The organism is Pseudomonas sp. GZD-222, assembly GCF_049310525.1.
In the GTDB taxonomy this organism is placed as follows: domain Bacteria; phylum Pseudomonadota; class Gammaproteobacteria; order Pseudomonadales; family Pseudomonadaceae; genus Aquipseudomonas.
Window position 1 is genome coordinate 125,609 of the sequence record NZ_JBMOWO010000053.1, and the last position, 26,043, is coordinate 151,651.

At 59.1% G+C, this 26,043-nt stretch carries 19 protein-coding genes and 1 pseudogene; 4 read left to right on the forward strand and 16 right to left on the reverse strand.

Translation table 11 applies throughout. The features are described from left to right. Nucleotides 1-85: 85 nt before the first annotated feature. Both ACO6VD_RS09605 and ACO6VD_RS09610 read right to left on the reverse strand, forming a co-directional pair. Nucleotides 86-1,384 (reverse strand): serine/threonine transporter, encoded by a 1,299-nt coding sequence (locus ACO6VD_RS09605; RefSeq protein ID WP_422418603.1) that lies wholly within the window; start codon nucleotides 1,382-1,384, stop codon nucleotides 86-88. A gap of 133 nt (nucleotides 1,385-1,517) precedes the next feature. Beyond that, nucleotides 1,518-2,894, reverse strand: a complete 1,377-nt coding sequence (locus ACO6VD_RS09610; protein ID WP_422418605.1) for an L-serine ammonia-lyase — start codon at nucleotides 2,892-2,894, stop codon at nucleotides 1,518-1,520. A gap of 146 nt (nucleotides 2,895-3,040) precedes the next feature. Here ACO6VD_RS09610 and ACO6VD_RS09615 point away from each other — a divergent pair, with 146 nt between their 5' ends. Beyond that, complete coding sequence (locus ACO6VD_RS09615; RefSeq protein ID WP_422418606.1) at nucleotides 3,041-3,985, forward strand: LysR substrate-binding domain-containing protein; 945 nt, start codon at nucleotides 3,041-3,043, stop codon at nucleotides 3,983-3,985. On the opposite strand, the gene ACO6VD_RS09620 is transcribed toward ACO6VD_RS09615, so the two are convergent. The 12 genes and pseudogenes from ACO6VD_RS09620 to ACO6VD_RS09675 all read right to left on the reverse strand — a co-directional run bounded on the left by ACO6VD_RS09620 (nucleotide 3,979) and on the right by ACO6VD_RS09675 (nucleotide 18,201). Further along, entirely contained in the window at nucleotides 3,979-5,400 is a 1,422-nt protein-coding gene (locus ACO6VD_RS09620; RefSeq protein WP_422418607.1) for an undecaprenyl-phosphate glucose phosphotransferase, read from the reverse strand. The two genes, ACO6VD_RS09615 and ACO6VD_RS09620, sit on opposite strands and share 7 nt — an antisense overlap. Nucleotides 5,401-5,621: 221 nt before the next feature. Beyond that, complete coding sequence (locus ACO6VD_RS09625; protein WP_422418608.1) at nucleotides 5,622-6,392, reverse strand: WecB/TagA/CpsF family glycosyltransferase; 771 nt, start codon at nucleotides 6,390-6,392, stop codon at nucleotides 5,622-5,624. Continuing rightward, nucleotides 6,392-7,579, reverse strand: coding sequence for a glycosyltransferase family 2 protein (locus ACO6VD_RS09630; RefSeq protein WP_422418609.1), 1,188 nt, complete (start codon nucleotides 7,577-7,579; stop codon nucleotides 6,392-6,394). The genes ACO6VD_RS09625 and ACO6VD_RS09630 overlap by 1 nt, the downstream gene beginning before the upstream one ends. Next, nucleotides 7,576-8,778 carry a glycosyltransferase gene (locus ACO6VD_RS09635; RefSeq protein ID WP_422418610.1) on the reverse strand — a complete coding sequence of 401 codons (1,203 nt, stop codon included), beginning with the start codon at nucleotides 8,776-8,778 and terminating at the stop codon, nucleotides 7,576-7,578. The genes ACO6VD_RS09630 and ACO6VD_RS09635 overlap by 4 nt, the downstream gene beginning before the upstream one ends. A 61-nt stretch (nucleotides 8,779-8,839) precedes the next feature. Beyond that, entirely contained in the window at nucleotides 8,840-10,924 is a 2,085-nt protein-coding gene (locus ACO6VD_RS09640) for a glycosyltransferase family 4 protein (protein WP_422418689.1), read from the reverse strand. Further along, a pseudogene (locus ACO6VD_RS09645) lies at nucleotides 10,925-11,854 on the reverse strand (DUF535 family protein); the annotation flags it as partial. Between the two features lie 7 nt (nucleotides 11,855-11,861). Further along, entirely contained in the window at nucleotides 11,862-12,839 is a 978-nt protein-coding gene (locus tag ACO6VD_RS09650) for a glycosyltransferase family 2 protein (protein WP_422418611.1), read from the reverse strand. A 31-nt stretch (nucleotides 12,840-12,870) separates the two neighbouring features. After that, complete coding sequence (locus tag ACO6VD_RS09655; protein WP_422418612.1) at nucleotides 12,871-13,395, reverse strand: serine O-acetyltransferase; 525 nt, start codon at nucleotides 13,393-13,395, stop codon at nucleotides 12,871-12,873. Nucleotides 13,396-13,403: 8 nt separating this feature from the next. Beyond that, a complete protein-coding gene (locus tag ACO6VD_RS09660; protein ID WP_422418613.1) occupies nucleotides 13,404-14,360 on the reverse strand; it encodes a glycosyltransferase family 2 protein in 957 nt (318 codons plus the stop codon). Continuing rightward, nucleotides 14,353-14,970 carry an acyltransferase gene (locus ACO6VD_RS09665; RefSeq protein ID WP_422418614.1) on the reverse strand — a complete coding sequence of 206 codons (618 nt, stop codon included), beginning with the start codon at nucleotides 14,968-14,970 and terminating at the stop codon, nucleotides 14,353-14,355. The genes ACO6VD_RS09660 and ACO6VD_RS09665 overlap by 8 nt, the downstream gene beginning before the upstream one ends. A 144-nt stretch (nucleotides 14,971-15,114) precedes the next feature. Then, entirely contained in the window at nucleotides 15,115-16,581 is a 1,467-nt protein-coding gene (locus tag ACO6VD_RS09670; RefSeq protein ID WP_422418615.1) for an FAD-dependent oxidoreductase, read from the reverse strand. A gap of 243 nt (nucleotides 16,582-16,824) precedes the next feature. Continuing rightward, the gene (locus ACO6VD_RS09675; RefSeq protein ID WP_422418616.1) at nucleotides 16,825-18,201 is read right to left on the reverse strand and encodes an oligosaccharide flippase family protein; all 1,377 of its coding nucleotides are present in this window, start codon (nucleotides 18,199-18,201) and stop codon (nucleotides 16,825-16,827) included. Between the two features lie 95 nt (nucleotides 18,202-18,296). Between ACO6VD_RS09675 and ACO6VD_RS09680 the strand changes: the two genes are divergently transcribed. From ACO6VD_RS09680 to galE, 3 genes are all read left to right on the forward strand, one after another. Further along, nucleotides 18,297-19,823, forward strand: coding sequence for an O-antigen ligase family protein (locus ACO6VD_RS09680; protein ID WP_422418617.1), 1,527 nt, complete (start codon nucleotides 18,297-18,299; stop codon nucleotides 19,821-19,823). A 5-nt stretch (nucleotides 19,824-19,828) separates the two neighbouring features. Further along, nucleotides 19,829-22,426 carry a cellulase family glycosylhydrolase gene (locus ACO6VD_RS09685; protein ID WP_422418618.1) on the forward strand — a complete coding sequence of 866 codons (2,598 nt, stop codon included), beginning with the start codon at nucleotides 19,829-19,831 and terminating at the stop codon, nucleotides 22,424-22,426. Nucleotides 22,427-22,494: 68 nt separating this feature from the next. Then, nucleotides 22,495-23,457, forward strand: coding sequence for a UDP-glucose 4-epimerase GalE (gene galE / locus ACO6VD_RS09690; protein ID WP_422418619.1), 963 nt, complete (start codon nucleotides 22,495-22,497; stop codon nucleotides 23,455-23,457). Nucleotides 23,458-23,643: 186 nt separating this feature from the next. Here galE and ACO6VD_RS09695 read toward each other — a convergent pair whose 3' ends face one another. Then, complete coding sequence (locus ACO6VD_RS09695) at nucleotides 23,644-24,450, reverse strand: CpsD/CapB family tyrosine-protein kinase (RefSeq protein ID WP_422418620.1); 807 nt, start codon at nucleotides 24,448-24,450, stop codon at nucleotides 23,644-23,646. An 11-nt stretch (nucleotides 24,451-24,461) separates the two neighbouring features. Beyond that, complete coding sequence (locus ACO6VD_RS09700) at nucleotides 24,462-26,024, reverse strand: GumC family protein (protein ID WP_422418622.1); 1,563 nt, start codon at nucleotides 26,022-26,024, stop codon at nucleotides 24,462-24,464. Nucleotides 26,025-26,043: the final 19 nt, after the last annotated feature.

The following is a 26,043-nucleotide window of genomic DNA, read 5'->3' on the forward strand; positions in this document are numbered from 1 at the left end:
GCGAGTGTGTTTACACTAGCGTCAGACCCTGCGCAGGGGAAGGTGCAATCACAGCTTGCAGTGTCCCGCGTTTAGAACGACGGGATCAGGCGAAGAAGGAATACACAATCGCCGACAGCGTGATCAGGCCGATCAACACCACGAAGACATTGGAGATCTTGCCGGAGTATTTGCGCAGCGACGGCACCTTGTGGATCGCGTACATCGGCATCAGGAACAGCAAGCAGGCGATGATCGGCCCACCGATGCTCTCGATCATGCCGAGGATGCTTGGGTTGAGGGTGGCCACGGCCCAGCAGGTCAGGACCATGAACAGCGCGGTCAGTTGCTCCAGGCGCTTGGCCGGCAACTGCTTGCCGCGGCTGCGCAGGCTTTTCACGATCATGCCCTGGAAGCCTTCGCTGGCACCGATGTAATGCCCCAGGAACGACTTGGTGATTGCCACCAGCGCAATCAGCGGCGCGACATAGGCAATGACCGGGGTCTGGAAGTGGTTGGCCAGGTAGGACAGGATCGAGATGTTCTGTTGCTTGGCCGCGGCAAGGTCCGCCGGGCTCAGCGCCAGTACGCAGCTGAAGCAGAAGAACATCACGGTCAGCACCATCATCACATGGGCGCTGGCCAGGATGCGGTTGCTCTTCTGGTCGGCGTGCTCTGCGTAGCGGTGCTTCTGGTCAACGGCAAATGCCGAGATGATCGGCGAGTGGTTGAAGGAGAAAACCATTACCGGGATCGCCAGCCACAAGGTCTTGAGGAACAGGTCCAGCGGCATGCCTTCCGAGGCCTGGGCGAAGAATGCACCGTTCCAGTTGGGAATCAGGCTCAGGGCCAGCAGCAGCAACGCTGCGACAAAGGGATAGACCAGCAGGCTCATGACCTTGACGATAATGTCCTGGCCACTGCGCACCACGATCATCAGGCCGCACACCAGCAATAAGGCCAGCAGGGCCCGCGGTGGCGGGGTCATGTGCAACTGGTGTTCGATGAAGTTGCCCAGGGTGTTGGTCAGCGCCACGCTGTACACCAGCAGGATCGGGAAGATGGCCAGGAAGTACAGCAAGGTGATCAACTTGCCGGCGCCGACACCGAAGTGTTCTTCAACCACTTCAGTGATGTCTTCGCTGCCGCCGCGCTTGCCCGACAGGACGAAGCGGGTCAGGCCGCGGTGCGCGTAATAGGTCATCGGGAACGCCAGCAGCGCCAGGACCAGCAGCGGCCAGAAGCCCCCTACCCCGGCGTTGATCGGCAGGAACAGGGTACCGGCGCCAATGGCGGTGCCGTACAAGCCCAGGACCCAGGTGGTGTCGTGGCGGTTCCAGGTCTTGCTTTGTGCGGGCGCAGCCGTGCTCGCACCCAGGTGGGTGGTGGTGTTTACATCAGTCATCGATATTGCCTTGTAGTTGTTTTTGTTGCTTATGAATAACTTGTTGTTGTAGGAGCGGATTTATCCGCGATGGGGCGCGGCGCGGCCCCAATTGGGCCTGCTGCGCAGTCCATCGCGGATAAATCCGCTCCTACTAGCACTCGACAAATGCGACGGCCAGGCCGCCGCGCGAAGTCTCCTTGTAGTTGGCATGCATGTCGGCACCGGTATCACGCATGGTGCGGATAACCCGGTCGAGGGAAATGAAGTGCTCACCATCACCGCGCAAGGCCATCTGCACGGCATTGATGGCCTTGACCGCGGCAATCGCGTTGCGCTCGATGCAAGGTATCTGCACCAGGCCGCCGACCGGGTCGCAGGTCAGGCCGAGGTTATGCTCAAGGGCAATTTCTGCCGCATTCTCCAGCTGCATCGGCGTGGCCCCAAGCACTTCGGCAAGCCCGGCAGCAGCCATGGAACAGGCCGAACCGACCTCGCCCTGGCAGCCCACTTCAGCGCCGGAGATCGAGGCGTTCTTCTTGCACAGGATGCCCACGGCGGCCGCACTGAGGAGGAAGTCGACAACATCGTTGTCGCAGGCATCCGGGTTGAACTTCATGTAGTAATGCAGCACCGCCGGGATGATCCCCGCCGCGCCATTGGTTGGCGCGGTGACCATGCGCCCGCCGGCGGCGTTTTCTTCGTTGACCGCCAGGGCGAACAGGTTGACCCACTCCATGGCGCTCAAGGTCGAGCCAATCACGTTGGGCTTGCCCAGCTCCTGCAGGCTGCGGTGCAACTTGGCCGCGCGACGCTTGACCTTGAGCCCCCCCGGGAGGATGCCTTCGTTGCGCAGGCCGTTGTCCACGCACTCGCGCATCGCCGCCCAGAGCTTCAACAAGCCACTGCGCACTTCGGCTTCGGGGCGCCAGGCCAGTTCATTGGCCATCATCAGCTCACTGACGCGCAACTGGTGCTGTTTGCACAACGCCAGGAGTTCGGCGCCACTGTCGAAGTCGTAGGGCAGCGTGACCTGTTCGGCGCTGTCAGCCGCGCCGCCAATCTGCGCCGCCTCGACGATAAAACCACCGCCGACCGAGTAATAGGTCTGCTGCAGCAACGAGCCGGTCGCGCTGCTCGCTTCCAGGGTCATCGCATTGGGGTGGTACGGCAGGCTTTCGTCGAGCAGCAACAGGTCGCGACTGCAATCGAAGGCAACGCGATGACTGCCGTCGAGCAGCAGCACCTGGCTGTCGTGCAACTGAGCGATGAGCGGTTCGATACGCTGCGGGTCGATCTGGTCGGGCCACTCACCCATCAACCCCAGCAAGCAGGCACGGTCGGTGGCGTGACCGACACCGGTGGCCGACAGCGAGCCATACAAGCGCACCTCTACGCGACTGACCTGCGCCAGCAAGCCCTGCTCACGCAAGGCCTGGGCAAAGGTCGCAGCCGCCCGCATCGGGCCTACGGTATGCGAACTGGAGGGTCCGATACCAATCTTGAAAAGGTCAAAAACACTGATAGCCATACTAATGCCTGCACGCTCAAACGACGAATGCCACCCGGCGGCGTTGTGAAAAAATTGAAGGATGTCGCGAAGTTGCGCGATACTGCCCGGTCACCGTGGCATTGACCAACGAAACTTTCTAAGCAAGCCTTTAGTAGAACTAAACGATGAGACGACAGATGAATGGCCAGATGTACGTCTGGTTGCACGTGTTTTCCTGTGCGGCTCGCCACCTGTCGTTCACCCGCTGCGCCGAAGAACTGCACATCACCCCCGGCGCAGTGAGTCAGCAGATCCGCCAGCTGGAGGAGCGCCTGGGCTTTCGTCTGTTCCTGCGCCGTGCCCGTGGCGTAGAGCTCAGCGCCGAGGGCCAGCGCCTGGCGCAGACTGTCAGCGAAGCCTACGGCAGTATCGACGCCGAACTACTGCGTCTGGACGCCGGCGAGATCCGTGGCACCCTGCGCCTGCGTTCTATCCCCTCGTTCCTGGCCAAGTGGCTGACCCCGCGCCTGCCACGCCTGCAGCAACGCTACCCGGACATTCAGCTGCGCCTGGTGGCCGAGGACAGTAGCCAGGCCTTGCATGAAGGTGACTTCGACCTGGCCATCGACCTCAACGACGGCAGCTACCCGGGCATGCATTCAACACCGCTGCTTGACGAACAGATCTTCCCGGTGTGCTCACCGGCCCTGCTACGCGGGCGCCCGCCCCTGCATGGCCCCAACGACCTTGCGCACTATCCATTGCTGCATGACATCACCGCCTGGCGCGGCAGTTCGGAATATGCCGAGTGGGAGTTTTATCTGGAGGGGATTGGCGCAAGTGGCCTGGACGTGCGCCGTGGGCACACCTTCAACCGCAACCACCTGACCATCGAAGCGGCCATTGCCGGCATCGGCGTGGCCATCGCGCGGCGTACCTTGCTCAATGACGAACTGGAGCGCGGCACCCTGATCGTGCCGTTCGGCCTGCCAATCGCCAACCACAAACGCTATGTGCTGCTGTATCCGCCCGGTGGCCTGGCGCACCCGAGCGCCCGGGCGGTGCATGACTGGTTGGTTGAAGAAGCCGGAAGCTTCCGGGCCTTACACGCAGCGGCAAGTCATCAGTAAGCATGCTTGCCGGTGAAGGCATTGAGCGTACGCACCAGAATCACGAAGTCGAGCCACAGTGACCAGTTGTTGATGTACTCGATGTCGGAGTCGACACGCTGAATCATTTGCTCGATGTCTTTGGTCTCACCCCTGAAACCACGTACCTGAGCCAGGCCGGTCATACCGGGTTTGATATTGTGTCGGGCGAAGTAGTCGACGATGTCCTGCGAGTACTGCGTATCGTGTTGACGTGCGTGCGGGCGCGGCCCGACCAGGGACATCTCGCCCATCAACACATTGAACAACTGCGGCAGCTCATCCAGGCTGGTTCGGCGGATAAACGCACCGACCCGGGTCAACCTCGCATCATTCTTCTGCGCTTGTTTGACCACACCATTTTCCGGTTCATGAACGACCATGCTTCTGAATTTCCAGATTCGGAAAGATTCTCCGGTCCAGCCCATACGCTCTTGCCTGAAGAACACCGGGCCCGGGCTGTCGAGCTTGATAAAAACAGCAATCGCCAGCAGCACAGGTGATGCAAACAGCAAGATAAGTGCTGCCAGAACTTTGTCCTCCAGGTTCTTCAGAAACAGGCTCGTCCCGGTCAAAGGCGTTTCAGACAACGTCAGCACGGGAATTCCGGAAATCTCACGAACACTGTGATTAATCAAACGCAGAGAGAATATATCCGGCACCCAGTTAACCGCAATGCACTTATCGAGCAACTTCAAGTACACATCATTAATCACCGCAGAACCGCTAAGCGGCGTAACCAGATAGACCGTTCTGATTGCATGTTTAACGACAATCTCATCAAGATCGGAAATACCCCCCAATATCGTTAAACGGCTCTTCCCCTCCGCATCTTTCCCGCCATCATCTCCTTCCCCACTCAAGATACAGCCAACAATTCTTTCACCAAACCACGGGTTATTACTTATCTTCTGCTGGAGGAAAGCAGCCAGGTCACCCGAGCCGATGATCAAGGCGTTTTCCAAGCGATAAGCGGGCGCGAGAAAGCGCTTTTGCACCTCGCGCACGGCGAAGTGCAGGAACAACTGGACAAAATAGCCGATGACAAATAACTCCCCCATCAGCAATCGTGAGTACTTATCGCTTTGCTTGGTCAGAAACGCCATGACCACGAGAAAACAAAACGTCGCCGACCATGCTTTGAAAAGCCTGAAGGCTTTAATGGTAAGCCCGACGTTACTTCGGTAAATGGCGTAATGATCGTAAATAACCGCCAATGCGCCAATCAACAGCAGGAGCATGATGACGTAATCAGAGGTTATATAACCGATCTGATCATTGATCAGGTACCAGGCAACGCCCGTCACGGCAATACCGTCGAGACCCGCCTGAATGGCGTTGCTGACACTGCTTCTTCGTTGGAGTAGGGAGCGGCTACTTCTGGGCTCGAAAACCATTATTAGACCTCATCATTGAGATGCTAAACGTCTTCCCAACATTAAGAACAATTAAACCAGCAATGCATTGATACAAAAATATTAAAGGGCGCTGCCAATACCCCCAGCCCTGAACGGGCGTTTGATATCACTGTAGCACCACCCCGCCGGCGTCGCCGACGGAATCCTCTCTGCCGTGCATTTTGGCTGATTCAAACGATCCGTCGATCGGATTACGCCCCCTAGAAAGGCCCCGGCGTTTCCCGGGAGCCCTCTTGTGCCGCCCTTGTGTAAAAAAACACACGTAACAGGAACAACGGATTGCCAACCACATAACGCTTGAACAAGCGCTTTGGTTCAATCATCAAACGATACACCCACTCGCAGCGCAACCTGCGCAACCAGTAAGGCGCTCGGGATACCTTGCCGCCGAGAAAATCCAGAATCGCCCCGCCGCACACGATCAGGCATGGCTGACCCACAGCCGCCAGCCGGGCAGCGACGGCTTCCTGCTTGGGCATGCCCATGCCCAGCACAATCAGTTGCGGTTGCGTTTGCCGGACAAGCTCGATGTAGGTCTGCGCCTCGGCAAAGCCATGGTGTACCGACACCACTTGCACACCGAACTGCGTTTGGCAGCGCTGCGCTGCCTGGGTCAGGAATGGCTCCTGCGTCCCCCAGAACGCCACACGCCGGTCTTTGAATGCCGACAGTAGCTGAGGGATGAAGTCCGTGCCGTTCATGTTCAAGCCGGGATCCAGGCCCAGGCGCCGAAACAGAATCGCAATGCCAACGCCGTCCCGGAGCAACACGTCAGGCGCCGACAGCGCCTTGAAGTCGTCGGCATGGCCTGCCATCAGGTTCATTGCATGGGCATTGACGAAGCCAAGCACTGTTGGCGCCGTCGGTGCGGACAACGTTTGAACCAGTGCTTGCTGGTCATCCGAGTTAATGACCACCCGAAGTTTCTCGACAACCACTTTCCAGCTTTTCTGCGTCGCTGTATCACCCATTAGCTGTCATCCCGCTTCGAACGCACCCATTCAACCTGGCGCTTGATCAAAAAGCCCAGGTACAGGGGTATCTTTCTCGCCGCATAGAACGGTGCATACAGCAAGACAGAAAACCCGATTACCTCACGAGAGAAGCGACTCCACGCCAACAACACAGCAACGCACAACAGTGCCATCGCGCCTGTGGCTATCATTGCTGGCGCCAGCACATCGAACAGCACAAAGGCCAACCATGAGGCGCCGAATACCCCCAGCAGGGTCAAGGCCAACAAGGCCAAGGGTGGCACCATCAAATCGACCGTCATCGCCAGCAAGTTCCAATTGCGCTGGAAGACCGACGCTTTCAGCAATGTCGGCGCATCCCCCAGCAGCACGCTCAGATGACCACGCTCCCAGCGCGCGCGCTGGGTGGTGAGGCCTTCATCGCTGCGTGGGAAATAGCTGGTGACCAGGGCGTCCGGGCAAAACAAAGGCGGCTTGCCGTTGCGGCAGAACGCCAGGCCCATCTTCAAATCTTCGACCAGATGCCCGGTGGCCAAATCGATCGACGCCAGATCCCGCCAGGCGATCGCCATGCCCGTCCCCATCAACTGACAGGGCAAACCCAGGCGCGCCCAACCGCGAGGCCGCACCAGGTTCTTCACCCGCCAGGCGAACTCGGCAACCTGGACTTTCAGCCCCGCGCCTGGCGGTGCACACATCAAATCCAGTGCTTGCACGGGTCGCCCACTGCTGGCGCAGCTGCGCGCCAGATGGTCAACAGAACCCTCGCTTACCTGACAATCGGCGTCGATGATAATCACCACCTCGGGGGCATCCCCGGCCAGATGACGCACGCCAAAATCCAGGGCATAGCCCTTGCCGCGCAGGTGTTCATCGTGACGCTCGGCTGCCTCTGCGCCAACCGAGCGGGCCAGCGCGGCGGTGTCGTCGGTGCAGTTGTCCGCCACTACCAGCAACCGGTCACCCGCCAACAACTGTGGGCGAATGCTGGCGAGCGTTGCAAGAATGACCGAGGACTCGTTGTGCGCAGGCACCAACACCGCCACGCGCGGCCGCGCTCCGTTCGGTTGCTGCCCGGATCGCGCCGGCAGGCAGGCCAGCAGCACTTGCGTGAACAGCACCAACACCGGCAGGAGCGTGAGTACCGCGACTGCTCCGAGCAGCCAACCCAGCAAAATAGTCATGCTGTCGCCTTAAAGTAGCGGACCAACTTGGCCGCTTCACTATCGATATCGTGTCGTTGCAACACGCGCTGATAAGCCGCTTCACCCATTCGCTGCAAAATGTCGACCGGTTGCGCAAGGCAGTCCGCCATGGCTGCGGCCAACTCCTCCACCGCGCCGGCAGGAAACAACCAACCGTTCTCACCCTGGCGAACCAGCTCGGGAATACCGGCCACATAGGTCGTCAGCACCGGACGGCGCAAGGCCATGGCCTCCATGATGACCACCGGCAAACCCTCGGCGAAGCTCGGCAATACCAAGGCGCGGGCGGCGAGAATTTCTTCGCGGACCTGCGCGCTACTGATCCAGCCGGTGATGCGTATATGTGCCTGCAGCTCATGGCGCACTATCAGCGCTTCGATATCCGCGCGCATTTCTCCATCGCCCGCCAGGACGATCTCGAACGCCACCGATCGGGCAGCAAGCAGGCGCGCAGCCTCAAGCAACAGCAGTTGGCCCTTCTGCTCACACAAACGCCCCACGCACACCAGTCGCGGCACACTCGGGGCGGCGACTGCGGGCACCTCGTGAAACGCCCGTTCCAGGCCGCAATGCACCACCTTCACCTTGGCCCAATGCTGATGCGCCACCCAGCGAAACAACTGGCTGCGCCCGTAGGAGCTGACCGCCGCGACAAACGCCGCGCGCCGGACTTTTTCACCCAGATACAAAAACTGTGGTTTATCGAACTCTTCTGGGCCATGCACGGTAAAACTGTAGGCCGGCCCACCGAGTACGTTGGCCAGCATCACCACCTCGGTTGAATTGGTGCCGAAATGCGCATGCACATGCTCGGCGCCAAAGCCCTGCAACCACTGCACAACACGGCACGCCTCGGCGAAATACACCAGGTGATAGGGCCAGGGCCGGTCGGCACGCAAGCCCATGCGCAGGGCCAGCCACAACGCCGAAAAAAAATGCCGTGGCCGAGCGCGCAACACCTGCAGCAACGGCACTAGCAGCCCCTTGATGCCGTCTTGCAGTACATAGCGGGTTTTGTCCCGCTCAGAAACATCCTCGGCGTCCTGCAGCTCGCCATCCCAACCACGCAAGGCAATACGCTGGATCACAATGCCCTGGCGTTCCAACGCCAGAATTTCGCGGCGAATGAAGCTATGGCTGACCTTGGGATACTGATTGATGAAATAAGCAATGCGCATAGGAGCCCGAATGAATGCCGCGTAATGAATGATCAGACCTGCCTCAACTGCGACCGGCCCTCTACCTCAGGCTGGCAATCACTGATGGCTGACCTGATGCCGATGCCCTCGACAGCGAGGCCTGTTTGAGCACGTCTTCATAGATCCCCTGGAGTTCCAGGGCCTGGTCGCTGCACAACTTGATACTGGCTTTGAACGGGTTGCGATGCTCGAGGTAGCGCTGCTGATTCTCCAGCACGTCGGACAGTGCCTGGCGCAAGTACTTTTCATCCGTACTCAGCGGGATGATGGTGCCATTGACGCCATCAACGATATCTTCAACCGTTCCACCGCCCTGGGTGCTGATCACCCAGATGTCGCGGGCCAGCGCTTCGCGCACCGACAAACCGAAGGTTTCTTTCAATTGCGTCGGAAACAGCAGTACATCGATGCCGGAATAGAACGCGTCCATGTTGGCCTGGGCATAGCCAGGAATGAAGGTGACGGTCCCGGGAATCTTGATGCTGTCGCGCTTGAACGAACGCAAGCCAAGGTGCAGCTGGCTGTCCACGACCTTGAGCTCATAGTCCGAGCGGTCTAGCGCGGCAAAGGCACGGGCCAACAAGGTCACCCCCTTGATCGACACATTGCCGCCGACATAGCCAAATCTGAGGCGCTTGCCCGGTTGTTTGCGGTAGTTGGCCGCAGGCGCGAAGATGCCATTGTTGTTGACCCGGATCCGCGTGGCATCAAAGCCGTTGGCGACATACAGGTCCCTGGCAAACTTGCTCGGCGCCAACAACAGGTCGGCCTTTTTCAGCATGTTTGCCAGCCATTGCTGGCGGTAATCGTTCAGGGTGGGATCGTCTACGCACTTCGCACAGACGTCGCTGGAAATCCTGGTTTGCCCACAGTACTGCCCCTGCTTGTTGATCATGAACTGACGGCCACAGATCCACCAGGTGTCATGCAAGGTCACCACAAAAGGAATGCCGGCCTTGCGGCAACTTTCCGCCAGTTGCGCCCCGAGCCCTTGCACCGAATGCAAGTGCACAAGGTCTGGCGCAACACTGGCGAGCACGGCCTCGAACACCGGGATGGTCGCGGGATTTTCAAAGTATTCGGAGCGTAGATCCGGTAGTCCCATGCCGATGACCGCCACCTTGTTGACCTCGTACCTCACCAGGCCGTAGGGCGCGGCGTCCGTTACCGGCAAGGAGGTGAACACGAACGGTTGCAGTTGCGCAGTGTCGGCCATCAGTCGCGTCATCTGCTCGGCAATGACCGTGGCGCCACCATAGCTTCTCGGTGAAAAGAATACGTTTGCTGACAACACGCGCCTGGCGCGCGGGCTCGCCTGCGCCGGAAAGAGCTGGCTGAGCGGCTTCCACCGGCTGCTGTCGGCTTCGGCATCCTGGGCCTGTTCGACCAGCGTAACCTGTTTGGCTCCGGCCTCAGTCATTGCCAGCGCCACGGCGGGTGTCGAGGCAATGGCCCGGTCACACGACAGCAAAGCCTGTTGGTACAACGCCACGGCGGTTAGCACGTTGCAGATGGCGTCGTCGCTCAACGCGCTCAGATCATTGCTCTGGCGATACGCCTGCGGATTGAAGATCAACTCATCGGCGTCCCAATAGGAGGTAACCCTGAGTCGACTTGCCTCCTCGATCACCAGCAACACCTGCGCCAAGGCCGGCACCCGATGGAAGATCACCGCCGAACACATCTGCAGCGCATTCAGACAAGCGCTGTGCTCGCGCCAGTCAAGCGTGCGGCATCGGTAGCCCAGGCCCTCAAGTGCTTGCTGTATCTGGGCAACGCGAGGTTTGGGACGTTGCAACAGGTCGAGCTCGCTGATCAACACCACCTCATTGGCGAACAACGTGCTGGCCGCTACGCCGGGGTTGCCCAGAGGCAGGTGCTTACGCTGTCCATCAGGTGCTTTCCACAGCAGGCCAGGCCCCTGCTTCAACAACTCCCGCCAGGCCTTTTTCAGGGTTGGATACAACCCGGCTTTGTGCACGTAGGCGAAAAATCGCTGGTCCACCCGCGGTTCGCTTGCAAGCCGTCGAATTAACGATGCAAGCCTTGCCGTCAACGGCGTGATAGTCGGCGTGCTGTGGAATTCCTGCAGCACCAGCGCGGCGCCAAGACGCTGGCGATGCATCTGCAACTGCCTTTGCCCCTCAGTGCCAGCCAGAGCTCCCTCAATCTGGCTAAAAACGTCATCCAGCAACGCCTGGCGCCGGCGGTACATTGCGCGTTTTTTTGGCGCAATGTCCTCTGCCGCACGCTTTGAAGGGCCTGGGGAAATATTGAAAAAGTCCTCGCGCGCCGAAGGTGTTGCACCATTTTCCAGCCAGATGACATCGTAATTAGCGGCCAGGTCCTGGGCCTTTTCAACACCAAAGTAGCGATGCCGGTGGTGCCGGTAGTCGTCGCCGACGGCGTAGATCCGGGCGGCCCCCACGGTTCTTGCAACGCACTTGAGCGCTTCGATCAGAAAACTTCTGGGGCGCAGCCCCTCAAAGTCCTTGGTCAGCTCCCGGTAGATGGTCAGGGAGGTTTCGCTGTCTACGCCTTTGTGAATGCCCTGGACTGCGCCGATAAACAGACACAGCCCCTCTTCGGTGCGACTCAAGGTAAAGGCGATCGATGCCACGCGCAGATCGCCTTGAAATACGTTCAGTACCAGCTCGCCTTCACGCTTGAACCATATCGGCCGATCGAGGACCAGGGTACAGCCACTGGAATAGCTCGACAGGTCACACAGGGTCAGGCTGTCGTCACGCCCCAACAGCAACAGCGGCGGAAATTGTCGGGTGACCACTTCATAGTGCGAAGCCACTGCCGCCAGCCGCGCCTGGGCATTCCAGCACTTGCTGATGTAGGGCCACTGCACGATGCCAATGCAATCATCGCCCAACCGGTCAAAACAGTCGCTGCCCAGCGCATTGGACATGCGCTGCGAAAACGCACGCAGAGCTGGCCACTCTCTGGCCATCGCTACCAGCAACTTGAACTTGTTGTTCAGCGCCCGTAATGAATAGCCGGGTTGCAAGGTGAGGACGCTTTTGAATATCGATCGATTACTCATAAAATTCTCACTTGTATTCGATCAATACCGTCTTGCCGGCACCGAATCTGTTCAATAGAAACCTGACCTGCCCAAGCATCTCGGGGAACTTGCCCAGCACCAGAAAGACGGCCTGCAGCCAGTTTTCGCGCACCGACCGGCCACCGCGGCGTGCCAGGCGCACGGCCTGCAGCGGATAGATCAACAGCAACAACACCCCCCAGCTGCCCAGCAACGCACAGGCAAGAGCAATCGCCAGCGGCAGCCCCAAGCCCCACAGCCAGGCGCGGCGCGACTCACGCAGCCAGTGACGTTCCGGAGCGGCGCCATGCAGGTACGCACCCTCGGCAAAGGCATAGCCGGCACGCAGGCTGCGCTGCCACCACTGGCCAAAACGGGTCATGGCGGCGTCGTGCAGAGTCATTTCCTCGGCCAGACGCCAGATCTTCCAGCCAGCGGCGCGCAGACGCACACACAACTCAGGCTCTTCTCCGGCGATAAGACTGGCGCGATACCCGGATACGGCGGCGAAGGCGTCAGCGCGCATCAGCGCATCTCCGCCACAGGCCTTGGCCTCACCGACCGGCGTGTCCCACTCCAGATCACACAGCAAGTTGTAAACCGAACGTTGCGGAAAACGCTCACGCCGCCGCCCGCACACCACCGCAACCGCAGGATGGGCATACAGAAACGCTTGCGCCTTGGGCAACCAGCCAGCGGCGACCTCGCAATCACCATCGACAAACTGCACATGACGCATGGTCGGCAACAGGCGCTGCAAACGGGCAAAGCCTTCGTTGCGCGCACGTGCTGCAGTAAAAGGACGTGTCATATCCAGCGCCAACACCTCGACGCCGCGCTGCCGCGCCATCTGCACCGAACCGTCCACCGAACCCGAGTCGACGTAAACGACCTTGTCCGCGCTACCCTCCAGCGAAGCCAGGCAGCGTTCAAGCCGCTGGCCTTCGTTACGACCGATAACCACAACGCCAATGCCTTTCACCATGGGCCTCACTCGCGACGATCAACTGGCTGACTCAGGTGTATTCCATTACTTCAGTGGGCTTTCTCACCTTTATAGTCGCTGGCACGCCAACGGCCAGTGAATTGTCCGGGACATCGATCAATACCACCGCGTTGGAGCCAATAATCACATTGTTGCCAATGCGAATATTGCCCAGCACTTTGGCCCCGGCACCGATATCAACGTTGTTGCCGATTATCGGTGCGGTGGGTTCATCGACATTCTTCAGGCCGACTACTACGCCGTTGCGAATACGGCAGTCATCGCCGAACTGTGCATAGCCGCTGATGACAATGCCGCCAAAATGGTCGATGACGAAGTTGCGGCCGACCACCACCTCACACGGCAACTCGATCCCCGTGACGATCTGCACCAGCTTGAACAGCACTTTGTAGACGAAGGAACACAGTTTGCGCAGCAACGCCGGACGCACGCCGTAGCGCCAGCGTCCGAAGCGATACACCAGCATCACCCAGAACCCCTGGGCGCCCCAGTCGCCACGGTATGCACGCAAGTCCGCACGTATGTTCTCGAACATCAATTCACCTACCTTGTGGGTTGGCTGGCAAAGCGGGTAGCGACCAACAGCGACCAGGTGGCACGGGTATGCTGCCAACAGGCCCTGATCGCCGCCCAGCCGCGTCCTTTCAACAGCGCCTTGAGCGCCAGCAGCAGATCACCCAGGCTCACCAGCAGCATATGCAAGGCCAGTCCTGGCACGCCGTGATGCTTGCGGAAATACAGGAGTTCGCTTTCGATCTGATAGTTGGATATCTGGCGACTGGCCGCCTCCAGCTCGGCAACCGATTTGGAACTTTCGCCACCAATGTGCACGACCGTGGTATGCGGATAGAACACCACCTTCCAGCCGGCCTCTTTAACACGTTTACAATGGTCCACTTCCTCGTAATAGAGGAAGTAACGCGGGTCGAACAGTCCCACCTGATCGAGGACTTCGCGGCGCACCAGGTAGAAGCAGCCTGGCAGCCAGTCGCACTCACGGACCGAACCGTGGTCCCAGCTCATCTCGTCGACCATTTTCAGCCACGGAAAAAAGCGCCGCAGCCCGGTGCGTGCAACGAAGACGTTCAACGGTGTTGGAAAGTAGCGGCAGCTGGGTTGCAGATCGCCCTCGCGCCCCACCAGGCGAACACCGAGGACGCCGCACTCAGGGTGGGCGTCCATGTACGCGATGGTTTTGCCAAGGGTGTCGGCAGCGACAAAGGCGTCGGTATTGAGCAGCAGCGCGTACTTGCCTTGCAGATGCTCAAGCAATTGGTTGTTGGCACGCCCAAAGCCGACGTTTTTTTCATTGCTCAGCAACAACGCCTCAGGGCACACCCTGGACAGGCATTCCAGCGAGTTGTCGTTCGAGGCGTTGTCCACCACCAGATAACTGGCAAGCGCTTCGCTATCGGCCTGGCGCAGCGCGTCAAACATCGGCTGCAACAAGCCGGCAGTGTTGAAGTTGACCACCATCACATCGACAGGCTTGCTAGCCATTGTTACCGTCCCCGAAGAAATACTGTCGCCGATGCGCCACAAGTGTTGGCTCCAGTTCAGGGTCATAGGCGCCATTGCGCTGTTTGACCATGTCCATCCAGGGGTAGGCAGCGCAGCGTTCTTCGATCCGTTCAACCAGCTGTTCGGTGCTACAGATAACCTTTGCCGGATTTCCGCCGACTACCATGCCAGGTGGAACATCTTTGGTGACGACAGCACCCGCGGCGACAATCGAGTCGGGGCCGATGGTCACGCGTGGCATGACAATGGCGCCATGACCAATAAAGCAATTGTCCTTGATATCGATGTAGCCGACCGAGTCCAGATGCTTGCCGTAGCGCACTTCAATCAGGGCAACCACCGCGTCATGGCCGATCAAGGTGCAATCCGACAGCCCTACATAGCTGCCAATACGTACCAGGGTCGGGTCGGTGATATTGCAGCCGCTACTGATATGTACATGATTGCCGACCGAATGAAATCTTCCCCAGCGGCTCAAGTAGACGCCCCACTCGCAGGCATTCGGATTGCAAAGCCTCTTGTAGAGCGGGCTGCCACGCCCGGTTGAATTGACGTAATAGGTCATTGCGTTGCGTATCCATCCAAACATTCTGCCATCCTCGCAAGTGGAGCAAATATGGACTTCCCCTGAGTCGAATCCGGTCTCGTTCTTGTTGGTGCTGACCGAATTGCTCTACCTATAATCAACCGCGCTATTGTTCGCCCCGCAAACCTGCTGTGTTTTCCCGTTTGTTCAAACAGCCTTGGCGCTAGCCAACTTCATTTTTTCATTGAGATGGTCGGCTAGCCTTAACGCGAATTGCAGCAGGGGCATGGTCGGGTTGGAAGCACCGCCCTTGGCAAAAATACTGCTGCCGGCAACATAGAGATTCTCCGTACCGAACACCTTGCAGTTGGCATCGACAACACCGGACTCGGCGGAAGCCGCCATCCGCGTGGTGCCCATATGGTGGGCATGCGGGGCGATCTTCAGCGGCACGGCGGTGTCGTAGACGAAATCGTTGAGTTTGACAAAACCTAGCCCCATCTCGGCAAACTGCTTGGCGATCTCACCGCCGATGCACTTGATGGTGTGCCTGTCGTCAGGGCTTACCGCCCAATTGACATTCACTTTGGCGACCCCCAGCGGGTCTTTCTCGTCCAGCAGCGAGATGCGACTGTGTACATTGGGAAACTGCTCGATCATGGTGCTGATCACGCCGTCCCCTGGGCAGCTGAACTTGGCAATGAATTCAATTTTGCTGGCGACGCCCATTTCACAGGCGAGGTTTTCAAGAAAGTGTTTGACCTCGGCGGTTCTGCCGTAAGTGCGCACATCCGACAGCACCGAAGTGGCCACATTGCCTTTACCCGAACGGTACTCGGTAATAAAAGCATCGGTGGTGTAATACTCGCGAGGCTCGGTGCCCTGCCCTTCTTTTAATATGAAGGTACCCATGTCGATATTCAGGTGTTCCATGAAACACCCGCCCACCAGACCTTGCTTGTTTACGATACCCGCCGCCAGCAAAGACTCACTGTTGAGTAGTTGCCGGGCATTCTCGATGGCACCCGTGGCCAGGATGAAATTGCCTGCCACCAGCCGCTCGCGGTGCAGGTCGTAATCCGACACCACTGCCGCCGCCAGGCGCCCTGATGCCTGGTCGAACTCAAGATCGACACAGTTGCAATTGATAAAGACATCAAGCCCCGGCGTCTCGTTGAGCGCCGTTGCGTATTTCTGCGCAAAACGTGTCGGCGGGCTGAGCAGGAAGCGGTCAGCATCGAACTCGCCCCCCTGCAAACCGCTGTTTCGCGCCTGAAAGCTTGCCCCTTGCGGAAGATCGACGATATCCATCGCCGCGGGCAGATAGCGCTCGATTTCTGCATAAGGGATTGGCCAACCGGGTAAGTCACCAGGTGGCGAGACGGCGAAATCAGAGACTTCGAAAGGACGGCAGCGGCCTGCCCAGTGATTGGAGGTGCCGCCTAGATAGCGCAAGCGCGTTTCCTCGGCGTACATCTCCAGGCCCGTCGAAGTACACGCATAAAATGCTTGGGAGCGAGGTGAGAACTCGTGCCCGCCGCCCTCGAGTAGTACTACGCGCCAACCGGCCCTGGCCAGTTGCAGTGCCAGCGTGATGCCCGCCGGACCTGCACCGATGATGGCAAAGTCATAAGCGTCACCCAGCGCTTTTTGCGTTTGATAGTCCTTGATCATGCCTGCGCGTTCCGGAAGTACTCAGAGGGCAACACCCAACCGTTGATCACGACAAACCCGGTCTTCTCGGCAGGCTTGCGAGTAACGCCTGCAGAGAAGCCGAACACCGCCCCGCCAACGCCCAGCACCACACAACTGCCCAGAAAGCCCCTGCGATCTAATAGCGGAGTACAAAACTGAAGCTTCCCCATGATCCCAAGACCTATACCATTTGTCGTTTTTAGAGAAGTAACCGGGTACGCCTTACAGCCAGTTGAAAAAGCTCGTTGCCAGCACTCCACACAACGCCCCCACGGCTACAATCGGGAGCACCGCAAGCTCGCGCTTGAGGTCGAAAATACCTAGCTTGCGATTGACGTAGACAATCAACACCAGCGTCGGGAACGTATGCAGGGCCACCCCCCAGATCGCATAGTTCACGCCACCAATGGCTAACAATAACGGTAGCAGTCCCCATAGCGAGACGAGGCGAATAATGTTGTCGATCGCCTGGTATTTCGTCAGTCCCATGGCAAGCCAGACCTGGTGCGCCAGGGTGTAGCGCAACACCAGGAACGACAGCGACAATATCGCAAGGATAGTGCCTGCCTCGGCATACCGCTCATCGTACATCCAGCCAATGAGCATCGGACTTGCGGTCAACAGCGCACCGCAGGCAAACAGCGAGACCAGGTCAACCAGCAACTTGAAGCGCATGTACAGCGCCTTCAGGCGTTCACTGTCGCCCTCTCTGGCGGCTTCGCTGAAGGCCGGCAGGGCCACAGCGCCGAACAGCTTCATCAGGCCGGTCTGGATCGAACCGAGAATCAGCACAGCAATCGAGTACACGCCCAACTGCGCCGCGGTCATGCTGGCACCGAACCAGATGCGGTCGCCATACATGGCCAGCACGCCGACAACCGACGACACCAGGATCCAGCGCCCGAAATTGACCAGCTCGGTCAGTGCCGAGCGATCCCACTGCAGGCGGTTACGCGGCCCCTGCAGCGCCACATGGCCAAGGACAGTGCTGGCCAAGGACGCCAACACGCTGGCGATCACCAGCGACCAGATCGAGCGGGTGAAATAGCCGATCAGCAACATCACCACCAATCCGACGACCTGCGATGTCAGATCGATCAGCACCACGCGCTTCTGTTGGAAAGTTCGCACCGCGACATCTATCTTTGTCGATTGGAAGCCGAAGATGATTGCCGATACGCCGGTGATCGCCAGCACCAACGGCAGCTCCGGTGCGGCATAGGTGGAGCCCTCAGGCCACAGATTGGCGAGCTGGGCAAGCCAGGAAGCTACGGCCAGCAGCAGGGTCAGTGAGAACAGCACAAAGCCGCGGATGATCTGCACCGTCCAGGCGGTATTGAGAAACAGCGGATCGTCGCCGCGTCGGCTCTGGATAATGTTCTGGCGTAAACCGACATCCGATAGCAGGTGAAGGAGTACGGAAACCGTGGTGGCGATGACCATCACACCGAACATTTCCGGGACCAGCAAGCGGGCAATGATCAAGTTGCCGCCCAAGCGCAGGACTTGCGATAGCACCAGTGACAGTACGTTCCAGGCCCCCGCCCAGATTGCGCGTCGCTTGAGGCTCACCGGTGCTGACACATCAATCGACGGCATGACATCAATCTCTGACTGAATGGCTAGAAGTCACTATAGTTTCAATTAGCCATGATGCTAGCCGTCATCCACCAAGGGACAGGTGCCCATCGCCAATGCCTGAACATTTTCGTGCGCTTATCGTCATTCTGTTTCTGGCCAGCATCGTTTTCATCCTTGCCCGCCGGCCTGCAACAGACCTGATTCCGTACCGCGACTTCAAGCGGCGACGTAACCTGTGGTTCGCCGTGACCCTTCTGGCCTTTTTCTCCCACAGTTTCTGGCTGTACGCCGCAGCCATGACGATCATGCTGACGCTCGCAGGACGACGCGAACACAACCCTATGGCATTGTTCTTCCTGCTGCTTTTCGCTATACCGCCGGCGTCGGTGCAGATTCCCGGCTTCGGGGTGATCAATTACCTGTTCGAGCTCAACCACCTTCGCCTGCTCACGCTTAGTGTGCTGCTACCTGCTGCGCTGTACCTGAGCAAACAGAGCGATACCCTGGCCTTCGGCCGCACCTGGTCCGACAAGCTGCTGGCTGCCGGCCTGGTATTGATGAACCTGCTGTACCTGCGCGAGACCACCCTCACCGATACCTTGCGCCAGACGCTCTACCTCTATGTCGACGTGTTCCTTCCCTATTACGTCGCCAGCCGGACGCTGAAGGATCTGAGTGATTTCAAGGATGCCCTGCTGGCGTTCGTGCTCGCCGCTTTTGTCCTGGCGATCATCGGCGTCGCCGAGTTCAGCCGCCACTGGTTGCTGTACAACGCCCTGACCGACGCCATGGGTGTGCAGTGGGGCATGTCCAACTACCTGAGCCGTGGCAACTCATTGCGCGCCAGCGCCACAACCGGCCAGGCCATTGCCCTGGGTTACGTTATCAGTGTGGCGATCGGCTTTTTCCTCTTCGTCCAGGGCTATGTACGCAGTCGCTGGCAGCGTTATCTCGGCGCCCTGCTCCTGTTTGCCGGGCTGATCGCGCCGCTGTCGCGTGGCCCGTGGATCGGTGCCGTGATCATCGTTGCGGCGTTCATCGCGACCGGCAGGGGCGCGGTCAAGCGCCTGACCCTGCTTGCCCTCGCGGGGGTGCTGGCCATCCCCTTGCTGACCCTGGCCCCCGGAGGGGAAAAGGTACTCGACCTGCTGCCCTTCGTTGGCAACCTGGAAAAAGAGAACATCACCTACCGCCAACGCCTGCTCGACAATTCGTGGATCGTGATCCAGCGCAACCCCTTGTTCGGCTCATTCGACTATCGCAACACCCCTGAAATGCTATCGATGATTCAAGGCCAGGGCATCATTGACATCGTCAATACCTACGTCAGCCTGGCGTTACGCACAGGCCTGATCGGGCTGGCGCTGTTCGTCGCTTTCTTTGCCAGCGTGTTGCTGGGGATTCGCAAGGCCATGCGCACATTTCCCGACAGGGACGATGAACAGCGACAGCTCGGACGGGCGCTGCTGGCAACGCTGGCCGGGATCCTGGTGATCATTTTTACCGTCAGCAGCATCACCGTGATTCCCGTGGTGTATTGGTCGGTCGCCGGCGTGGGCGCGGCCTATGTCCAGATGATCCGCAGGCTCAGGTACACCCAGACCGAAAACCTTCTCCGTGCCGGCCTTCAACCCAGGTAATGTCGATGACCTCACGTGCTTTGCGCCCTTTCATGCGGGTTTCGGCATGCGTTTGCCTGGCCATCTTGCCGTTGATTAGCGGGGCAAGCGACTGGACCGTCAGCGTAGAAGAGCAAAATGGCCTTCCGGTCCTGACCCGCGGCGGTGGTCCGGCGATGACTTCCAGATTCGACTTCTGGGCTGCTGATTGGGGCTGGACCGGTTTTCCCACTGAGTTCAAGGTCAATGCGCCTTACAGCTATACATTGTCGGCCAGCAACAAGAGCCTGGAATTCGATCTGCAGGCCGATATCCTTAAACAGTCATCGCAGACATTGACCTGGACTTTCGAGCTCAATGCCCACAGCCAGAAGTCCAAGGTTGAGGGCGGCGGCATGGTTTTCCAGTTCGACCCGGAGCTGATCGCAGGGGAAATGGGTGACCCTGTGTTGCTACCCGACAATCGCGGCTGGTCCTGGGGGAAAAGCCAGGGCCGGCGCCTGGAGATGCGCTTCGAACCGCCGTTGGCGAAGGTGTATTTCGAGCAGGGCAACAGTGCGCAAGTGCGTGCGTTCTTCTACAAGGGCTCGATCCCCGCCGGTCGTCAACAAGTCAAAGCAGTGTTGAACCTCAGCGGTGACATTGCCCTGGGCCAGACCCCGAGTGAACGGTTCGGCCTGGCAGACCCTGCCACATGGCCAGACGGCCAGCTCGACTGGCGAACCTCACCGGTCGATCTGTCTTTTCTCAATGCCTCGGAGAAACCGGCCGGTAAGCGCGGCTTCGTCAAAGCCGCCGGCGAACAACTGCTGTTTGCCGATAACACCCCGGCGCGCTTCTGGGGCACCAACGTGTCGGCCTATGCGATCTTCAACACCTCGGACCTTGATATCAAGCAACAGGCCAAACGCCTGTCGGCACTGGGCTTCAATCTCGTGCGCCTGCATCACCATGACTCGCCATGGGTCAGCCCGAACATGTTTGGCCAGGCGGACGCCATTGAGGATACCCAGCAGTTGAGCGCAGCCGCGCTGAAGAAAATCGACTGGTGGATCAAGTGCCTCAAAGACGAAGGCATTTATGTCTGGCTCGATATGCACGTGGAACGCGCCCTCACCGCCAACGACAACATCTATGCGTTCCAGGAATTGCCACAAGACCAGGGTAGAGCCGGCCTCAAAGGCTACGCCTACGTGAACATCACACTCCAGCAAGCGATGAAGCGCTTTGCCGAGGATTACCTGACCCATGTAAACGCCTTCACCGGCCTTGCCTATAAAGACGATCCGGCAATAGCCGCGGTATTGATCACCAACGAGAACGACATCACCCAGCACTTTGGCAATATCCTGTTGCCGGACAAGGATGTACCCAAGCACAGTGAGCTTTACATGGGTGAGGCCAGGGCCTTTGCCAACCGCCACAACTTGTCGGCCGGACAAACCTGGCGCGCCTGGGAGTATGGCCCCTCGAAGCTGTTTCTCAACGACCTGGAACGACGCTTCAACGTCGACATGATCGAGCACCTGCGCAGTATCGGTGTAAAGGTCCCCATCGCCACCACCAGCACCTGGGGCGGTAATGGTCTGGCTGCCTTGCCGGCGCTCACCGCAGGCGACGTGGTAGACGCACACAGCTACGGTGGCCCCGGACAGCTCGAGAAGAACCCGTTGACCAGCGAGGGTATGATCAACTGGCTCGCTGCGGGCCAGGTCGTGGGAAAGCCGCTGACGGTCACCGAATGGAACACCGAACCCTTCCCCACCCCCGAGCGCCATTCTCTGCCGCTGTATATTGCCGGTACCGCCAGTCACCAGGGCTGGGATGCGCTGATGCAGTATGCCTACAGCCAGCAAGCCTTCGATGCCGGCTGGATCAGGACGGGCAACTGGAACGCCTACAACGACCCGGCGATGATCGCCACCCTCCCCGCTGCGGCCCTGCTGTACCGTCGGGCCGATGTCCACGAAGCCACGACCCGTTATGTCTTCGCGCCGACGCCAGACACCCTGTTCAATCAACCGATCACCCCGAACAACTCGGTGCTGCTGCGTACTGCCATCGAGAAAGGCAAGTTGCAGATCGCCCTGCCCGAAACAGCCGAACTGCCCTGGCTACAGCCAGGCACCGTCGCCCCACAAGCGCAGGTGCTGCATGACCCTGGCCAGTCGCTGCTGGACGTCGGCGCCAGCGAGTCCACCAGCGACACCGGTGAACTCAAGCGCAACTGGCAGCAAGGCCTGTACACCATCGACACGCCGCTGACCCAAGCCGCGACCGGCTGGCTCGGCGGCAAATCGATCAACCTGGCCGACATTCAGCTTCAGGTGAAAACCGCCTACGCCAGTGTCGTGGTGCAAAGCCTTGATGCCAAGCCGTTCAGCCAATCACGGGAGCTGCTGATATCGCTGGGCACCCGGGCGGTGCCGAAAGCCGATGACATGACGCCTTTCAATGTCGAACCCCTCGAAGGCACCTTGAGCATCAAGGCACCTGCGGGCTTGAAACTGTACAGCTACCAGGCGCGGGCGCCGATGAAAGCGCTGGCGGCGACCTACCAGGACGGGCGTTACCTGATCACCTTCGATGGCAAGCAAATGTCCAACTGGCTGTTCTTGAAATAGGCCATTTCGCCTTCTACAGTCAAAGCAGACTGCACCGTTTGCACACCAACAGATGCCAGGAGGTTCGGATGGAGTTTTTGGTTGTCGGCGGCGCAGGCTATATCGGTTCGCACATGGTCAAGCACCTGCTCGGTGCTGGCCACGACATAGTAGTTGCAGACACTTCCCCCGCCGGGCCTGGCATCAAATGGGTCGAACTGGACATCGCTGATGCCCACGCCCTGGATGCCCTGTTCGCCGAATATCACTTTGATGCGGTGTTCCACTTCGCCTCGTTCATCCAGGTCAGCGAGTCTGTCACCGACCCTGGCAAGTACTACCAGAATAATGTGGCAGCGACCCTGACATTGCTACAGGCCATGGTTCGCGCCGCGATCAACACACTGATATTCTCCTCGAGCGCAGCCGTCTATGGCGATCCACAGTATGTGCCTATCGATGAAGAACACCCCAAGGCGTCGATCAATCCTTATGGGCGCAGCAAGTGGATGGTGGAGCAGATACTTGAGGACTTCGACCATGCCTACGGGCTGAAGTCGGTGTGCCTGCGCTACTTCAACGCGGCGGGCGCTGATCCTGACGGGCAGCTGGGCGAATGCCATGAACCGGAAACCCATCTGCTTCCGTTGATCCTCCAGGCTGCTGCCGGCCGCCGAGACGCAGTCACAGTCTTTGGTCGTGATTACAGCACACCCGACGGCACCTGTATTCGTGACTATGTCCACGTCAGTGACCTGGTGTCAGCCCACTCACTGGCCGTCGACTACCTGCTGGCGGGCGGTGCAAGCACGGCGTTCAACCTTGGCAATGGCCAGGGATTTTCGGTGCAGCAAGTGATCGATGCCGCCTGCGCCGTGACCGGTCGCCAGATCCTCACCCGCGAAGCGCCGCGCCGCGCCGGCGACCCGCCGCGGCTGGTGGCTGATGCCAGCAAGGCCCGGGCGGTGCTGGGCTGGCAGCCGCAACATGCCTCACTCGAAGAAATCGTCAGCCACGCCTGGCACTGGGAACAGCTGTATCCCTGGCACTAGCAATCACCCGGTAGGAGCGGGCCTTGTCCCGCGATCTGCCGCAAAGCGGCAGTAAAACCAATCGACACGGTATAACAGAGATACCGCAAACTCAGGATTTGCGGCCGCCACGCGCCCGATCGCGGGACAAGGCCCGCTCCTACCAGGTAGCGGGCAAGCTGGTTTTAGCTTTTTACCTACCCCTACCTAATAGTAAGAGCGCGGTTGCGGACCCGCCTTGTTCAACACCGTACCGATCAGATTGGCCGTCGCCAGATGGTACATGCAGTCTTCGATCTCTTTCTTGTTGTTCGAACCGTTAGCCACCACCAGCAGCACACAGTCGAACTTGGGCAGCAAGGTAATCGCGTCGTCGGAGCTCAACAAGGGCGGTAAATCGAAAATGCAGATACGCGAATCGTAGCGATCGCGCAGCTCGCCAATCAGGTTGCTGACCTTGGGTGATGACAGCAACTCGGTGGAGAGTGGAATGGGTTCGCGTGTCGGCAGCACCACAAAGCGTGGCAATGTCGGGTTGACCATCACCTCTTCCAGCCCGGCCTTGTTGGACAGCAGCTCATTGAGCGACTTTTCCATCGACAGCCCCAGGCTTGCCCCGACCCTGGGGCGGCGTAAGTCAAAATCGACAAGCAATGCCGTCTTGGTGGTGTGATGGGCAATACTCATTGCCAGGTTGATGGCCAATACCGTCTTGCCCGCTTCCGGTGTTGGCGAGGTGATAGCGAGCGTTCGCCAGCCATTCTCTTCCATTGTCTGCAGTACCTGCGTGCGCAGCAGGTCGAACGACGAACTCAGGTTCGAGTTCTTGTTGTAAGCGACAATCCGGTTGCGCTCCAGATGTTCTGCGCGCAACGGCACAACCCTGGTTTGCACATAATCGAACTGACCGGGCACTTCCGGTTGCTCGGAAGGCGGCGAGACATCCGCTGCCGGCGAGGCATCCGGGGTGACCTGATGAATATTTTTACCAAAAACCGAGGTGATCCTGTCCATCTCTGCTTTCCCTATTCAAATCTGGCCATAGCTTTAAATAGCAGAAGATCCAAAGGCATGTAGAACACGTGCACCAGCACCAACAGAATAGCCATCAGTACCAGCCCGGCGAGGAGCAGCAGCTTTCGCCACTTCTTGCGCTGAGCCAGGTCCGCCTGCGTGGGAATATAAGGAATAGCCACCAGCACGCGCCGACCCACCACGCTCTCCAGGGCCCCCACACCACGTACGCGCTGATTCAACATTTCCAGGAGCATGACCAGTGCTGCCCCACCGGCCGGTGCCAGCACCAGGCCCAGTGCAGCAATTTTCTTGCGGTTCGGTTTCTCCGGTTTCTCCGGCATCATCGGGGGCTCAAGCAAGACAAAGCGCTCTGCTTTGTTCTCTTGCTCCAGGCTTTCGGTAATTTTCGCGCCCATTTCTTTGGCACGGATTTCTTCGTACTTTTTGCGCGCGTTATCGTGATCACGCATCAAGGTGACCAGCCCACGCTCGACTTGCGGGGCTTCAAGAATTTCCGCCTCGTAACCTTCCATCTTCTTCACCAGTTCGCGCTTTTGCTCGGCCAGTGAAGCAATACGTTCCTGTGCAGCGCCGATCCGGGTGCGCACCCGGGCAACATCCAGGCTGACCGTAGATGCCGGAGCGCCACGCACGCCGGACGCTTCGAGCGCCTGGATCTTGCGTTTGACGGCAACCACATCCGGGTGCGCGTCGGTGTAGCGGGTCAGCAGCCGGGTGTACTCGGCCTTGAGGCTGGGCAAGTCCTGTGGCTGATCAGCAGCGGATCTGCTGCCTTCGGCCTTGGTGGTCAAGCCGGCATTGGCAGCAGACAACTCCAGCTCAAGATAACGCAGCTCTTCCTGTGCAGTTTTGTAGTCGCGGTCGACTTCCCTGAACTCGAGCTCAGAGCGCGACAACATGCCCATGCGCAACGCCTGATGCTCGGGCAAGGCATTGGCATGGGTTTGCTTGAAGTCGGCCAACTGGTTTTCCAGGCTGGCCAGTTCGGCGCCCAGCTTGTTCGCTTCCTGGGTCAGGAACACGGTGGTTTCACTCGCACGCTCGGTGCGCTGTTTGATGTTCTCATTGAGAAACAGCGTGACCAGTTCGTTGGCCACCTCTTTGGCAACCTCCGGGCGCTTGTGCTCAAACGACACATTGAACGCCACCGTCGCCTCGCCACGCCCTTTGATGAAGGTACTGAGCGTGGCCACAACAATTGAGTTGCGCATCAGGTCGATCTTGTCGAACTCGGTGAAACGCCCGCCCTTGTCGGCAAACAAGTTGTACTTGTCGATGATCCGCAACAAGTTCTCGCGGGTCATTACTCGCTGGCGAATGACTTCGATACGCTCATCGGCAAAGCTGTTGTTGTTCGCCGACACCAGGTCCGGGGAAATCTGCTGCGATTCCACCAGAATGGTGCCAGTCGATTGATAGATCGGCGGGACGGTAACCGCTACGACCACGGTTACCGCGAGAATGACCACGATGCTCACCCCCAACAGCAGGGCCCGGTCCTTGATAATGGCTATGTAATCGTTGAGGGAAAGCTCGTATTCAGATTTCATAGAGGCCACTCTGCCGAAG